Here is a 13091-nt window from a genome sequence, read left to right as displayed (position 1 = left end):
TCCTCAGGCTTTTTCAGGCTTGGCTTTGGGCAATTCGATGCCCGGAAAAATCTTGATCACTGCCGAGTCATCTTCACGACCGTAGCCAGCGCTGGAAGCCTGCATGAACATCTGGTGCGCAGTGGCCGACAGCGGCAGCGGGAATTTGCTGCTGCGTGCGGTATCCAGCACCAGGCCCAGGTCCTTGACGAAGATATCCACAGCCGACAGCGGCGTGTAGTCGGCATTGAGGATGTGCGGCACGCGGTTTTCGAACATCCACGAGTTGCCGGCGCTGTTGGTGATCACTTCGTAGAGTGCGTCGGCATCGACGCCTTCACGCAGGCCTAGGGCCATTGCCTCGGCACTGGCAGCGATATGCACTCCCGCCAGCAACTGGTTGATGATTTTGACCTTCGAGCCCAGGCCGTGGACGTCGCCCAGGCGGTAGACCTTGCCGGCCATGCCGTTGAGGATGGCTTCGGCCTTGGCATAGGACTGGTTCGGGCCGGAGGTCATCATCGTCATCTGGCCAGCAGCGGCCTTGGCTGCGCCGCCGGAGATCGGGGCGTCGAGGTACAGCAGATTCTGTGCGGCAAGACGTTCGCCGAGTTCGACGGCGAAGGTCGGTGCGACGGTTGCGCAGCCGATCACCAGGCTGCCCGGACGCAGGGCCGCAATGGCACCGTTTTCGCCGAACAGGACGGTTTCGGTCTGCTCGGCATTGACCACGACGGTAATGATCACGTCGCAGGCAGCGGCCATGCTGGCTGGGGATTGGCAGGCAACACCGCCTTCCTGGGCGAACGCTTCGGTCACGCTGGTGCGCACATCGCAGGCATGCACATTGAAACCGCTGCGCAGCAACGAGCGGGCGATGCCCAAGCCCATCGCGCCCAGGCCGATGACGCCAACGTTTTTAGTGTTCATGCAGTAATCCTCAAAGTCAGTGCCGATGCCTGTGAAGCCGGCATTCGAGCGTTATTGTTCTGATCTGTGAATCAGATAGTGAATCAATGAGTAAATAATGTGAAGTATTTTTATTTATAACAAAATTTAACATTCTCGGAGTTTTCCAATCGCCCACAAAAAAGCCCCTGACCGGGGCTTGATTGAAATCGCTGCATTGCTGACGCCTTGCGTCATCCACGAAGGCTCAGAATTTCGGCACTGGCGCGCTGGTGGCGTTCTTCAGTGAGCCGCTTTCCTGACGCACGACCTCTTTGGGCTTATAGGCGCAATAGCCGGGGCGCGGGCCGATCTTCGGATGGTTGCGGCAGGTGTCCGGGCGCTTTTCGTAGATGGTACACAGGCGGCTTTTGCGGTCCAGGTACAGGCAGTCGTTGTTGCTCATGCGCTGCAACGTGAAGATTTCCGACTTCTGATTGTAACGCTCGACGATGCCTTCTTTCTGCAGGCGCTTGGCGATGTTCTTGGCCGGGTCGCCGCGCTCGAACTCATCGACGATGCCGATGCGGATCAGGTCCTTGATCTTCACTTCTACCGGCAGCGTGCAGCAGCTGGAGATGCAGCCTCCGCACATGTGGCTGGAGTACTTGGCCCAAGTGTCGATGCGATCGAGTTCTGCGGCGGCGATCAAGGTGGGTTTCATTTTATTTCAGAATTCCGGGTGTATCAGGGCGCGCGATCATACCGGTCCGCGGCCATTTGCAGTAAGTAAAAATTGTCGAAGCGACTGTCGGTCAGGCTGAGGAGCGTAATTGACGATGAGGTTGCTGCCTGCCGACCGCAGTCGGTCAGCAGGCAGGGTGCGCAGGGAAAACTCAGGACCTGAGCTTGTCGTCGGCCCTGAACATGCTGCGGATCCCGCGCACAGCCTGACGGATTCGGTCCTGATTCTCGATCAGCGCAAAACGCACGTGATCGTCGCCGTATTCGCCAAAACCGATGCCCGGCGAGACGCAGACTTTAGCTTCTGCCAGCAGTTTCTTGGCGAACTCCAGCGAGCCCAGATGCGCGTAAACCTCCGGGATCTTGGCCCAGACGTACATGGACGCTTTGGGGTTCTCGACCATCCAGCCCATTTCATGCAAGCCTTTGACCAGCACGTTGCGGCGCTGGCGATACTGTTCGGCTATGTCGAGAACGCACTGTTGATCGCCTTCCAGCGCCGCAATGGCCGCGACCTGCAATGGCGTGAAGGTGCCGTAGTCGTGGTAGCTCTTGATGCGCCCCAATGCGTTGACCAGCTCCGGGTTGCCGACCATGAAACCGATTCGCCAGCCTGCCATGTTGTAGCTCTTGGACAAGGTGAAGAACTCGACGGCGATGTCCTTGGCTCCAGGCACCTGCATGATCGACGGTGCTTTCCAGCCGTCATAGACGATGTCGGCATACGCCAGGTCATGCACCACCAGTACGTCGTACTGCTTGGCCAGCGCCACCACGCGCTCGAAGAAATCCAGCTCCACGCATTGCGCGGTCGGGTTCGACGGGAAGCCCAGAATCATCATCTTCGGCTTGGGAATCGAGCCGCGAATGGCCTTTTCCAGCTCGGCGAAGAAATCCACGCCCGGTACCAGCGGCACCGACCGCACCTGGGCGCCGGCAATCACGGCACCATAGATGTGGATCGGATAGCTCGGGTTGGGCACCAGCACCGTGTCGCCCTGATCCAGCGTGGCGAGCATCAGGTGCGCCAGGCCTTCCTTGGAACCAATGGTGACGATGGCTTCGCTTTCAGGGTCGATATCGACCTCGTAGCGCTTCTTGTACCAGTTGGAAATGGCGCGACGCAGGCGGGGGATACCGCGTGATGTGGAGTAGCCGTGGGTGTCTTCGCGCTGGGCGACGGTAACCAGTTTTTCGACAATATGTGGCGGCGTGGCCCCGTCGGGGTTGCCCATGCTCAAGTCGATAATATCCTCACCGCGACGACGGGCAGCCATTTTCAGCTCGGCGGTGATATTGAACACGTAAGGGGGGAGTCGATCTATGCGCGCAAAGCGGCGCGGCGAACCTTGTTCGGCCATGAGTATCTCGCAAACGTAAGCGCCCGGAACCGTCCGAGCGACGCGGCCGCATGAGGCGGCCTGCCGACCAAGATAGATGGGCTGATAGCGTTTTGTCCACAGAGATTACAGCGCGAGCTGTACAAACATTGTTCACCCACCAAACGGAGTCGGCGGTGTAGAATCGCGCTATTCATCGCCATTCATCCCCGGCGGGTTTATGAGCTCAGGCCGAGTACACGGTGATCCCGTGGTGTTCGGTTTCTTCGCTGCCTGTGGTCACTGCCGCACGCCCGCGACGTCAATAGAAGCTCACTCCCTTCCTGATCAGCCTTATTTTTGCCGGAGTGCTCCAATGCCTGATTACCGCTCGAAAACGTCCACCCACGGCCGCAACATGGCCGGCGCCCGTGCCCTTTGGCGCGCTACGGGCATGAAAGACGAAGATTTCAAGAAACCGATCATCGCCATCGCCAACTCCTTCACCCAGTTCGTGCCGGGCCACGTCCACCTCAAGGACATGGGCCAACTGGTCGCGCGGGAAGTCGAACGCGCCGGTGGCGTGGCCAAGGAATTCAACACCATTGCGGTCGATGACGGTATTGCGATGGGCCATGACGGCATGCTGTATTCGCTGCCAAGCCGCGAGATCATTGCCGACTCGGTCGAGTACATGGTCAACGCGCACTGCGCCGACGCCATCGTGTGTATTTCCAACTGCGACAAGATCACCCCCGGCATGCTGATGGCGGCGTTGCGACTCAACATCCCGGTGGTCTTCGTTTCCGGCGGGCCGATGGAAGCGGGCAAGACCAAACTGGCCAGCCACGGTCTGGACCTTGTCGATGCAATGGTCATCGCTGCCGACTCGACTGCCAGCGACGAGAAAGTCGCCGAATACGAGCGCAGCGCCTGTCCGACATGCGGCTCCTGCTCGGGTATGTTCACCGCCAACTCGATGAACTGCCTGACCGAAGCGCTGGGTCTGGCCCTGCCGGGCAACGGCTCTGCACTGGCTACCCACAGCGACCGCGAGCAGTTGTTCCTGCAGGCTGGTCGGACCATCGTTGACCTGTGCCGCCAGTACTACAAGGAAAACGACGATTCGGTGTTGCCGCGCAACATCGCCAACTTCAAGGCGTTCGAAAACGCTATGACGCTGGACATCGCCATGGGCGGTTCGACCAATACCATCCTGCACTTGCTGGCAGCCGCTCAGGAAGCCGAGATCGACTTCGACCTGCGTCACATCGATCGTCTGTCGCGCAAGGTGCCGCAGCTGTGCAAGGTGGCACCGAACATCCAGAAGTACCACATGGAAGACGTGCACCGCGCCGGCGGGATCTTCAGCATCCTCGGTGAGCTGGCCCGTGGCGGCCTGCTGCACACCGACCTGCCCACCGTACACAGCAAAACCCTGGCCGAAGGCATCGCCAAATGGGATATCACCCAGACTGACGACGAAGCCGTGCATACCTTCTTCAAGGCCGGCCCGGCAGGCATCCCGACCCAGACCGCGTTCAGCCAGTCGACCCGTTGGGAAAGCCTGGATGACAACCGTGAAAACGGCTGCATCCGCAGCGTCGAGCACGCCTACTCGCAAGAGGGCGGCCTGGCCGTGCTGTACGGCAACATCGCGCTGGATGGCTGCGTGGTTAAAACCGCCGGTGTCGACGAGTCGATCCACGTCTTTGAAGGCAACGCGAAGATCTTCGAAAGCCAGGACAGCGCTGTACGCGGGATTCTGGCTGACGAAGTGAAGGCTGGCGACATCGTCATCATTCGTTACGAAGGCCCGAAAGGCGGTCCGGGCATGCAGGAAATGCTCTATCCGACCTCGTACCTGAAGTCCAAAGGCCTGGGCAAGGATTGTGCGCTTCTCACCGACGGCCGCTTCTCGGGTGGTACGTCCGGTCTGTCCATCGGTCACGCCTCGCCGGAAGCCGCAGCGGGCGGGGCAATCGGTCTGGTCCGTGACGGCGACAAAGTGCTGATCGACATCCCGAATCGCTCGATCAACCTGATGATCGACGACGCCGAGATGGCCGAACGTCGCGCCGAACAGGACAAGAAAGGCTGGAAGCCTGTCGAGTCGCGTCCACGCAAGGTGACCACTGCACTCAAGGCCTACGCCTTGCTGGCAACCAGCGCCGACAAGGGCGCCGTGCGTGACAAGGCGTTGCTGGACAAGCTGGTGCCATAGCGCGAACGTTTGATTTGGTATGAAAACGCCCCGCCAGTCGGGGTGTTTTTTTGTCCAAAGATTGTGCGCGGCACTTTAGACACAGTGGTATTTCTGACAGGTGTCGAGAGCGTTTCAGCACTATACAGTGGCCCAACAGCCGCGAAATCCTCTGCGGCGAACCGCTATCAGATGTTATGGAGAACGTGATGAGAGCATGGTTCCTGGCACCGACATTGTTCATGAGCGTTTGCCTTGGTGCATACGCAGTTGACTCAACAGACGCCACCCAAAATGAAATAGCTCCGCCCACTGATATCGCTCAGGAAGTGGAGACAGCGGTACAGGTCCGCAATAACAGTACGTTCGCGATTTATGTCATACAGAGGGGCGTGAAGCAGGAGGTGGCGAGCAAGGGCACCTACGTCATTAGTCGCGTCGCCACTTACCCGCTGAGTATCACCCCTGTCAGTGGCACGCCGAGCATAAAGTTTGTGACACTCACCGGGAAAACAGGCGCATGCACGTTTGCCAGTTGCCTCATCGTTCAATAACGCGACGTGGGGCTCCAGTTGAAAGGCTCACTTGCGGTCCGCAATCACCCCGATCAACACCAGCACCACCAACAGCACCGGCGCCAGGCTGTAGTTGTTGAATTGACTGAGGCCGCGCACCACCCAAGGAGTGGCGTAGATCAGCGCCGCACCGCTGCCGACTGCGCAGAGCAGGGCAATGAGCGGAATGCGCAGGGCGCCGGTCATGCTGCTGATGCGTTGTTCTATCCAGCCTTTGATGTCTGCGCCAAACAGCACCAGCAGGCAGCCCACCAATGCCAGCGCGATTTCTGAAAGATTGCTGCGACTCCAGCGCGAAACGGTGGCGAGCAAGTCGAGTACGAAATCCATGCAGGGTCCTTAGATCAGAAAGTATTGCAGCAAGTCATTGAGGAACAGCTGGCCTTGAGGCGTGGCGATCAGGCGTGACGGATCTTCATGCAGCAGACCCTTTTGTTCGGCCTGCCTGCGTGCCTCGGCAAGCGAATCGAGGCTTAGACCCGTTCTTTCGCGAAATAACGCAGCGTCTACACCATTTGTCAGTCGCAGTGCATTCATCAGGAATTCAAACGGTAATTCCTCCAGCGGCAAAAGCTTCGAGCCTGCCTGAAACGGCTTGTCCGGGTTCAGGTAATCCTTGGGCAGCCGGGTCTTCCATGTGCGGATAATGCGCCCGTCCGGATGGCTCAGCTTGCCGTGCGCGCCTGCGCCGATACCGATGAAATCACCGAACGCCCAGTAGTTGAGGTTATGCCGCGCCGGTTTTCCGGGTTGCGCATAGGCCGACACTTCGTACTGCGCGTACCCATGAGTGGCCAGTAACTGCTGTCCGGTTTCCTGAATATCCCAAAGAATGTCGTCTTCCGGCAAAACCGGTGGCTGATTCCAGAACACCGTGTTGGGTTCCAGGGTCAGCTGATACCAGGACAGGTGAGTCGGTGCCAGCGCAATAGCCTGGCGCAGATCGGCCAGCGCTTCATCCTGGGACTGGTCCGGCAGGCCGTGCATCAGGTCCAGGTTGAAGTTGTCGAAACCGGCCTGACGCGCCATGTCAGCGGCACGAATCGCTTCGTCGCCATTGTGTATGCGGCCCAGCGCCTTGAGTTTGGATTCCTGAAAGCTCTGGATGCCGATCGACAGCCGATTGATCCCCAGGCCGCGATAGGCGCTGAACTTGGCCTGTTCGAAGGTGCCGGGATTGGCTTCCAGGGTGATCTCGATGTCGCTGGCAAAGCGGATGCGTTGCTCGACGCCCTTCAGCAAGCGGCCCAAAGCGTCGGCGCTGAACAGGCTCGGCGTACCGCCACCGAAGAAGATCGATTGCAGCTCGCGGTCGTAGACGTGCGGCAGGTCGAGGTCCAGATCGGCCAGCAAGGCGTCGACGTACTCCTGTTCCGGCAGCACCGGGCTGGCGGTGTGCGAGTTGAAGTCGCAGTACGGACATTTGCGCACGCACCATGGAATATGGATGTACAGCGACAGCGGTGGCAGGTGCTGCAGTGCAGGGCGTGGGCTCTCTGATGAGAAACCGCTCTCGCCGAGAAACAGCGGCTGTGCAGGCGAATCGTGGGTCATTGCAAACCCAGGCGTTGGCGTAACAGGACCATCGCGCGAGCGCGATGGCTGAGCTGGTTTTTCTCGCTGGGGCCGAGTTCGGCACTTGAGCAATTGCGCTCCGGCACCCAGAACAGCGGGTCGTAGCCAAAGCCGTGCTCACCGCTGGCGGCGTGCAGAATGCGCCCGTGCCACAGGCCTTCACAGAGAATCGGCAGCGGATCGTCGGCATGCCGCACCAGCGCCAGAACACAGACGAATTGCGCGCCACGCTGCTCGTCCGGCACGTCTTTCAGCGCCTCCAGCAGCTTGGCATTGTTGGCCGCGTCGCCCTGACCATCGGCATAGCGCGCGGAATAGATGCCTGGCGCACCGCCGAGAAAATCCACTGCCAGCCCCGAGTCATCGGCCAGCGCAGGCAGCCCGGACAGCCGCGATGCGTTGCGTGCCTTGAGGATCGCGTTTTCGACGAACGACAGCCCGGTCTCCTCCGGTTCCACGAGGCTGAACTCGCTCACCGAACGTAGCGTCACGCTGCCGCCGAGCATGGCCTGGAGTTCCTTGAGTTTGCCGCCGTTGTGGCTGGCCAGTACGAGTTGTGTGAGGTTCATGGTCGGCCTGTGGTGGTGCTTGAAAACGATCGTTTAAACGGCAATCTTGTGCTCCGCCAGCCCTGGGCTGGTAACCCGGTAGATGCCGATCTCGCCCAGCAGGTTAGGCCAGAGTTTGCTGGCCCAGCCATGACGGTGCTGCTGATCGACCGCCAGCCTGTCGAGCACCTGTGCATCGCGTTCGCGGCACAGTTCTTCGAAGTCGCCGAAGGTGCAGAAGTGGATGTTCGGCGTGTTGTACCAGGTGTACGGCAGAAATTCTGACACCGGCATGCGCCCCTTGCTGGCCAGATACCAGCGGCAGCGCCAATGACCGAAGTTCGGGAATGTGATGATGCACTGCCGACCGACGCGGAGCATTTCGTCGAGGATTCGGTCCGGGTAATGCACGGCCTGCAGGGCCTGGGTCATGACCACCACGTCGAAGCTGTTGCTGGCAAAGTTGCCCAGGCCCTTGTCGAGGTCCTGCTCGATGACGTTGATGCCTTTGGCTACGCATTCGGCAATGTTCTCGGCGTCGTTTTCCAGCCCGTACCCTGTCACTTGTTTGTGATCACGCAGCCAGGTCAGCAATTCGCCATTGCCACAACCGAGGTCGAGCACGCGGCTGCCTGCGGGGATCCATTCCTGGATGATTTCCAGATCGGCTCTCATGACGTCCTCACAACGAAATTCGGTTCATGTAATTACCGAAAGCCTGCAGGTAGCGCGGAATCGGGATCAGGAAAGCGTCATGCCCTTGAGGCGCGTCGATTTCCAGGTAGCAGACGTCCTTGCGGGCAGCCATCAACGCATCCACCAGCTCCCGCGAGCGGGCTGGCGAGAAGCGCCAGTCGGTGGTGAACGACATCACGCAGAACTTCGCGGTGGCGTTGGCGAAAGTCTTTGCGAGGTCGTCGTCGAAGCTGGCTGCAGGGTCGAAGTAATCCAGCGCTTTGGTCATCAACAGGTAGGTATTGGCGTCGAAACGCCCGGAAAACTCTTCACCTTGATAGCGCAGGTAGCTTTCGACCTGAAACTCTACGCTGTGGAAATCGTAGTTGAGCTTCTCGCTTTTGAGGCCGCGACCGAATTTCTCGCCCATCGAGTCGTCGGACAGGTAAGTGATATGCCCGACCATCCGCGCCAGCATCAGCCCGCGCTTGGGTATGACGCCCTGCTCCTGGAACGAGCCGCCGTGAAATTCCGGGTCGGTGAGAATCGCCTGGCGCGCCACTTCGTTGAAGGCGATGTTCTGCGCTGACAACTTGGGGGCCGAGGCGATTGCCAGGCAATGGCGCACGCGATCCGGGTAGCTGATGGTCCATTGCAGCGCCTGCATGCCGCCCAGGCTGCCGCCAATCACCGCAGCCCATGTGTCGATACCCAGCAGGTCGGCCAGCCGGGCCTGGCTGTTGACCCAGTCTTCCACGGTCAGTACCGGGAAATTGGCACCGAATGGTTTGCCGGTGTCTGGATCGATGCTGCTTGGGCCGGTCGAGCCATTGCAACCGCCAAGGTTGTTGAGGCTGACGACGAAGAACCGGTCGGTGTCGATTGGCTTGCCAGGGCCGATGCAACTGTCCCACCAACCGGGCTTGCGGTCGTCGGCGCTGTGAAAGCCTGCGGCATGATGATGCCCTGACAGCGCGTGGCAGATCAGCACGGCGTTGCTGCGAGCAGCGTTGAGCTGACCGTAGGTTTCGTAAATCAGGTCATAGGCTGGCAACGAACGGCCACAGGCCAGCGGCAAAGGCTCGCTGAAATGCGCCATTTGCGGTGTGACCAGTCCGACAGAATCGTGAGGGAAAACCGTGGGCATCGACCCTGCTCTCGCGTGAATGAGGCGTAAGTCTAAAGACCGCGGGGTGCAGCGGCAATAAGGGATGTTGTGAGGCGTAAATCAGTTGCGCTATCTGACCAGGACGCAGAGCGTCGCACCATAGTTGAGGCAGGGCTGTTGTGGGAGCGTCGCCCGGTTCGCTCCCACAAAGCCTCTATATATCCGGACGATTCGGAACTTCGCTTACATCAACAATCGCAGTACATCGGGCATGTTGCTCATGGCGGCGAGGTTGTTGATGACCAGCATGTCGAGCAGCTTGAGCACCAGAAACGCCAGGATCGGCGATATGTCCAGACCGCCCAGGTTCGGGACAATCTTGCGGAACGGTGCCAGGGCTGGCTCACAGATCTGGTTGACCAGCTCTGCGCCAGGGTTGTTGCTGCCCGGTGCCACCCACGACAGGATCACGCTGATGATCAGGGCGAAGAAGAATATCTTCAGGAACAGCGCCGTCACGCCAATGATCGACCAAAGCAGCAGGTGCAGCGGATCGCCGGTGGTGCCAAACATTAGCAGAAGGGTCAGCGCCATCAGGATCATCTGCACGATGATTGCCAGCACCAGCGACGACATGTCCAGGCCGAACAGGCTCGGAATGATGCGTCGCAGTGGCTTGAGCAGCGGCTGAGTGGCGCGCACGATGAACTGGCACAGCGGGTTATAGAAGTTGGCCCGCACCAATTGCAGCACAAAGCGCAGCAGTACGATCAGCAGGTACAGACTGCCGAGCGTCTGCAGGACGTAAATTGCAGCGGTGTTCAATCCGATCATCGATCTGCTCCAGAAAACCCGAAAATTATTTGCCCAGTTGTTCAGCCAGCTCGGCTGCACGATGATCTGCGGCGGTCAGCGCCGTTTCCACCAGCGCTTCGAAGCCGCCCGCCTGAAATGCCTTGATTGCTGCTTCGGTGGTCCCGCCCGGTGAGGCGACACGACGGCGCAATTCGCCCGCGTCCACATCGCTGCCGGTCGCGATCAGGGCCGAGCCCAGCGCCGTCTGCAGCGTGAGCTTTTCAGCGACATCCTCCGGCAGGCCCAGTTTCACGCCTGCCGCGGTCATCGCTTCCATCATCAAGAAGAAGTACGCAGGGCCGCTGCCGGACACCGCCGTCACCGCGTTCATGTGTTTTTCCTGTTCGACCCAGACCGCCAGCCCGACGGCTGACAACAGTTGCTCGGCCTGATCGCGTTGCTCGGCAGTGACCTTGTCGGTCGCATATAGCCCGCTGGCACCCTGACGCAGCAGCGACGGGGTGTTGGGCATGCAACGCACAACCGGTTGTTCGCCCAGCCACTGAGTCAGGCTGGCGCAGGTAATACCGGCAGCCACCGAAACAATCAACTGGTGAGGTTCGAGGTTGGACTTCAAGGCCTGGCAGACGCTTTTCATCATCTGTGGCTTGACTGCCAGCACCACGACATCCGCGCCGTTGATCGCGTCTGCATTGTCTGCGAATACCTTGATGCCGTGATCTTTTGCGATTCGCTCGCGGGTTTCGGCGCCCGGCGCACTGGCGCAGATCAGCGCCGCGTCCACACCTTGCGCGCGCAGGCCGCCGATCAGGCTGGCGGCCATGTTTCCGGCGCCGACAAAGGCAATACGGGTCTTGCTCATGAAAGGGTCCTTGTGTGCAAAGTTATGGCTGCCCATAGTCGCGAGCGCCAAAAAGGGCAGTGCCGATCCGTACCCAGGTGGCGCCTTGTGCAATGGCGGCCTCCAGGTCGTGGCTCATGCCCATGGAAAGTGTGTCGAGAGGCAGGCCCAGTTGCTCCTGCAAGGTGCGCACGGCGGCAAACGCCGCTGCCTGCTCATGAGGGTCATCCGTTGGCTCGGGAATCGCCATCAGGCCGCGCAGCTTCAGCCGCGGCAGCACGTTGATGGCGGCTGCCAGCTCCGGCAGGTCCTGAGGCGCGCAACCCGATTTGCTGGCTTCGCCACTGACGTTCACCTGAATGCAGATGTTCAGCGGCTCCAACGCGTCGGGGCGCTGCTCGGACAGGCGTTGAGCGATTTTCAGGCGATCCACGGAATGTACCCAGGCGAAGTTCTCGGCAATAGCACGCGTCTTGTTCGATTGAATGGGGCCGATGAAGTGCCAGCACAAGGGCAGGTCGTTCAATTCGAGCTGTTTGCCCAGTGCTTCCTGTAAATAATTTTCGCCAAAATGAAGCAGGCCCTCCGTGTAAGCTTCTCGCAGGTCGCTCGCCGGCTTGGTTTTACTGACCGCCAGCAGGCCAACGGAGGCCGGATCGCGGTTGGCAGCGTGGGCTGTGTCGCGAATTCGCTGTTCAAGCGTTGAAATGTTCGCTGCTATCGTGGACATTGATTTGCGCCAGTCAGGCTAAGGTCTGCGGCATTCTATGTGATTGAGGAGCTGTATGGATATTACCGAGCTGCTGGCCTTCAGTGCCAAACAGGGCGCGTCGGACTTGCACCTCTCTGCAGGTCTGCCACCGATGATTCGTGTCGATGGTGATGTGCGCCGCATCAACCTGCCGCCGCTGGACGCGAAGGAGGTCAAGGCGCTGATCTACGACATCATGAACGACAAGCAGCGTCAGGATTTCGAAGAGCGTCTAGAGACTGACTTTTCCTTCGAAGTGCCGGGTGTCGCGCGGTTTCGGGTCAACGCATTCAACCAGAATCGTGGCGCAGGCGCCGTTTTTCGGACCATTCCTTCAAAAATTCTGAGTATGGAAGACTTGGGGATGGGCAATGTGTTTCGGAAGATTACCAATGTGGCGCGAGGCCTGATTCTGGTCACCGGGCCGACCGGTTCAGGCAAGTCGACCACTCTGGCGGCGATGATCGACTACCTCAATTGCAACAAGCATCACCATATCCTGACAATTGAAGACCCGATCGAATTCGTCCACGAGTCCAAGAAGTGCCTGGTCAACCAGCGTGAGGTTCATCGTGACACCCTGGGTTTCTCGGAAGCGCTGCGCTCGGCCCTGCGTGAGGACCCGGATGTGATTCTGGTCGGCGAGATGCGTGACCTCGAGACCATTCGCCTGGCGCTGACCGCTGCGGAGACTGGTCACCTGGTATTCGGCACCCTGCACACCACGTCGGCGGCAAAGACCATTGACCGGATCGTCGATGTGTTTCCGGCGCAGGAAAAGTCGATGATCCGTTCGATGCTGTCCGAATCGCTGCACGCCGTGGTATCGCAGGCGTTGCTCAAGAAGGTTGGCGGCGGACGCGTGGCGGCGCACGAAATCATGATGGGCACCCCGGCGATTCGTAACCTGATTCGTGAGGACAAGGTGGCGCAGATGTATTCCTCGATCCAGACCGGCGGGTCGGTCGGTATGCAGACGCTGGACATGTGTCTGGCCGACTTGGTCAAGAAGGGCCTGATCACCCGCGAGAGCGCACGCGAGCGGGCCAAGGTGCCTGACAATTTCTGA

At 59.7% G+C, this 13091-nt stretch carries 13 protein-coding genes; 2 read left to right on the top strand and 11 right to left on the bottom strand.

The genetic code is table 11. The features are described from left to right. Positions 1–3: 3 nt before the first annotated feature. The 3 genes from ltnD to alaC all read right to left on the bottom strand — a co-directional run bounded on the left by ltnD (position 4) and on the right by alaC (position 2972). The gene (ltnD, locus tag ALO43_RS11035) at positions 4–909 is read right to left on the bottom strand and encodes an L-threonate dehydrogenase (RefSeq protein WP_005888311.1); all 906 of its coding nucleotides are present in this window, start codon (positions 907–909) and stop codon (positions 4–6) included. Positions 910–1135: 226 nt separating this feature from the next. Next, positions 1136–1591 (bottom strand): YkgJ family cysteine cluster protein, encoded by a 456-nt coding sequence (locus tag ALO43_RS11030; RefSeq protein WP_005888313.1) that lies wholly within the window; start codon positions 1589–1591, stop codon positions 1136–1138. 172 nt (positions 1592–1763) lie between these two features. Next, positions 1764–2972: an alanine transaminase gene (alaC, locus tag ALO43_RS11025; RefSeq protein ID WP_024668610.1), complete on the bottom strand. Its 1209-nt coding sequence runs from the start codon at positions 2970–2972 to the stop codon at positions 1764–1766. Between the two features lie 334 nt (positions 2973–3306). On the opposite strand from alaC, the gene ilvD reads away from it, so the two are divergent. Next, positions 3307–5154: a dihydroxy-acid dehydratase gene (gene ilvD, locus ALO43_RS11020; protein ID WP_024689947.1), complete on the top strand. Its 1848-nt coding sequence runs from the start codon at positions 3307–3309 to the stop codon at positions 5152–5154. A gap of 560 nt (positions 5155–5714) precedes the next feature. Here ilvD and ALO43_RS11010 read toward each other — a convergent pair. From ALO43_RS11010 to ALO43_RS10975, 8 genes are all read right to left on the bottom strand, one after another. Then, a complete protein-coding gene (locus ALO43_RS11010) occupies positions 5715–6038 on the bottom strand; it encodes a DUF3392 domain-containing protein (protein ID WP_005888321.1) in 324 nt (107 codons plus the stop codon). Between the two features lie 9 nt (positions 6039–6047). Next, the gene (gene hemW / locus ALO43_RS11005) at positions 6048–7262 is read right to left on the bottom strand and encodes a radical SAM family heme chaperone HemW (RefSeq protein ID WP_024689949.1); all 1215 of its coding nucleotides are present in this window, start codon (positions 7260–7262) and stop codon (positions 6048–6050) included. After that, positions 7259–7852, bottom strand: coding sequence for an RdgB/HAM1 family non-canonical purine NTP pyrophosphatase (gene rdgB / locus ALO43_RS11000; protein WP_024656720.1), 594 nt, complete (start codon positions 7850–7852; stop codon positions 7259–7261). The genes hemW and rdgB overlap by 4 nt, the downstream gene beginning before the upstream one ends. Before the next feature lie 33 nt (positions 7853–7885). Next, positions 7886–8506, bottom strand: a complete 621-nt coding sequence (gene metW, locus ALO43_RS10995; protein WP_005888325.1) for a methionine biosynthesis protein MetW — start codon at positions 8504–8506, stop codon at positions 7886–7888. Between the two features lie 7 nt (positions 8507–8513). Then, positions 8514–9653, bottom strand: a complete 1140-nt coding sequence (metX, locus tag ALO43_RS10990; RefSeq protein ID WP_005888326.1) for a homoserine O-succinyltransferase MetX — start codon at positions 9651–9653, stop codon at positions 8514–8516. Between the two features lie 204 nt (positions 9654–9857). Next, positions 9858–10448 carry a YggT family protein gene (locus tag ALO43_RS10985; protein ID WP_005888327.1) on the bottom strand — a complete coding sequence of 197 codons (591 nt, stop codon included), beginning with the start codon at positions 10446–10448 and terminating at the stop codon, positions 9858–9860. A gap of 25 nt (positions 10449–10473) precedes the next feature. Then, on the bottom strand, positions 10474–11292 hold the full coding sequence (proC, locus tag ALO43_RS10980; protein ID WP_024689950.1) for a pyrroline-5-carboxylate reductase: 819 nt from the start codon (positions 11290–11292) through the stop codon (positions 10474–10476). Between the two features lie 22 nt (positions 11293–11314). Next, positions 11315–12001, bottom strand: a complete 687-nt coding sequence (locus ALO43_RS10975; protein WP_054997495.1) for a YggS family pyridoxal phosphate-dependent enzyme — start codon at positions 11999–12001, stop codon at positions 11315–11317. Between the two features lie 55 nt (positions 12002–12056). Between ALO43_RS10975 and ALO43_RS10970 the strand changes: the two genes are divergently transcribed. Next, positions 12057–13091 carry a type IV pilus twitching motility protein PilT gene (locus ALO43_RS10970; protein WP_054997494.1) on the top strand — a complete coding sequence of 345 codons (1035 nt, stop codon included), beginning with the start codon at positions 12057–12059 and terminating at the stop codon, positions 13089–13091.

It is taken from the genome of Pseudomonas tremae, from assembly GCF_001401155.1.
Taxonomy (GTDB): Bacteria; Pseudomonadota; Gammaproteobacteria; order Pseudomonadales; family Pseudomonadaceae; genus Aquipseudomonas; species Aquipseudomonas tremae.
The sequence above is the reverse complement of the archived record's forward strand: the minus strand, read 5'-3'. Positions and strand labels throughout refer to the sequence as shown.

What these genes read in the sequence shown, in the direction of transcription:
- ltnD (WP_005888311.1), bottom strand. Translation starts at nt 909, where the DNA reads ATGAACACTAAAAACGTTGGCGTCATCGGCCTGGGCGCGATGGGCTTG.
- ALO43_RS11030 (WP_005888313.1), bottom strand. Translation starts at nt 1,591, where the DNA reads ATGAAACCCACCTTGATCGCCGCCGCAGAACTCGATCGCATCGACACT.
- alaC (WP_024668610.1), bottom strand. Translation starts at nt 2,972, where the DNA reads ATGGCCGAACAAGGTTCGCCGCGCCGCTTTGCGCGCATAGATCGACTC.
- ilvD (WP_024689947.1), top strand. Translation starts at nt 3,307, where the DNA reads ATGCCTGATTACCGCTCGAAAACGTCCACCCACGGCCGCAACATGGCC.
- ALO43_RS11010 (WP_005888321.1), bottom strand. Translation starts at nt 6,038, where the DNA reads ATGGATTTCGTACTCGACTTGCTCGCCACCGTTTCGCGCTGGAGTCGC.
- hemW (WP_024689949.1), bottom strand. Translation starts at nt 7,262, where the DNA reads ATGACCCACGATTCGCCTGCACAGCCGCTGTTTCTCGGCGAGAGCGGT.
- rdgB (WP_024656720.1), bottom strand. Translation starts at nt 7,852, where the DNA reads ATGAACCTCACACAACTCGTACTGGCCAGCCACAACGGCGGCAAACTC.
- metW (WP_005888325.1), bottom strand. Translation starts at nt 8,506, where the DNA reads ATGAGAGCCGATCTGGAAATCATCCAGGAATGGATCCCCGCAGGCAGC.
- metX (WP_005888326.1), bottom strand. Translation starts at nt 9,653, where the DNA reads ATGCCCACGGTTTTCCCTCACGATTCTGTCGGACTGGTCACACCGCAA.
- ALO43_RS10985 (WP_005888327.1), bottom strand. Translation starts at nt 10,448, where the DNA reads ATGATCGGATTGAACACCGCTGCAATTTACGTCCTGCAGACGCTCGGC.
- proC (WP_024689950.1), bottom strand. Translation starts at nt 11,292, where the DNA reads ATGAGCAAGACCCGTATTGCCTTTGTCGGCGCCGGAAACATGGCCGCC.
- ALO43_RS10975 (WP_054997495.1), bottom strand. Translation starts at nt 12,001, where the DNA reads ATGTCCACGATAGCAGCGAACATTTCAACGCTTGAACAGCGAATTCGC.
- ALO43_RS10970 (WP_054997494.1), top strand. Translation starts at nt 12,057, where the DNA reads ATGGATATTACCGAGCTGCTGGCCTTCAGTGCCAAACAGGGCGCGTCG.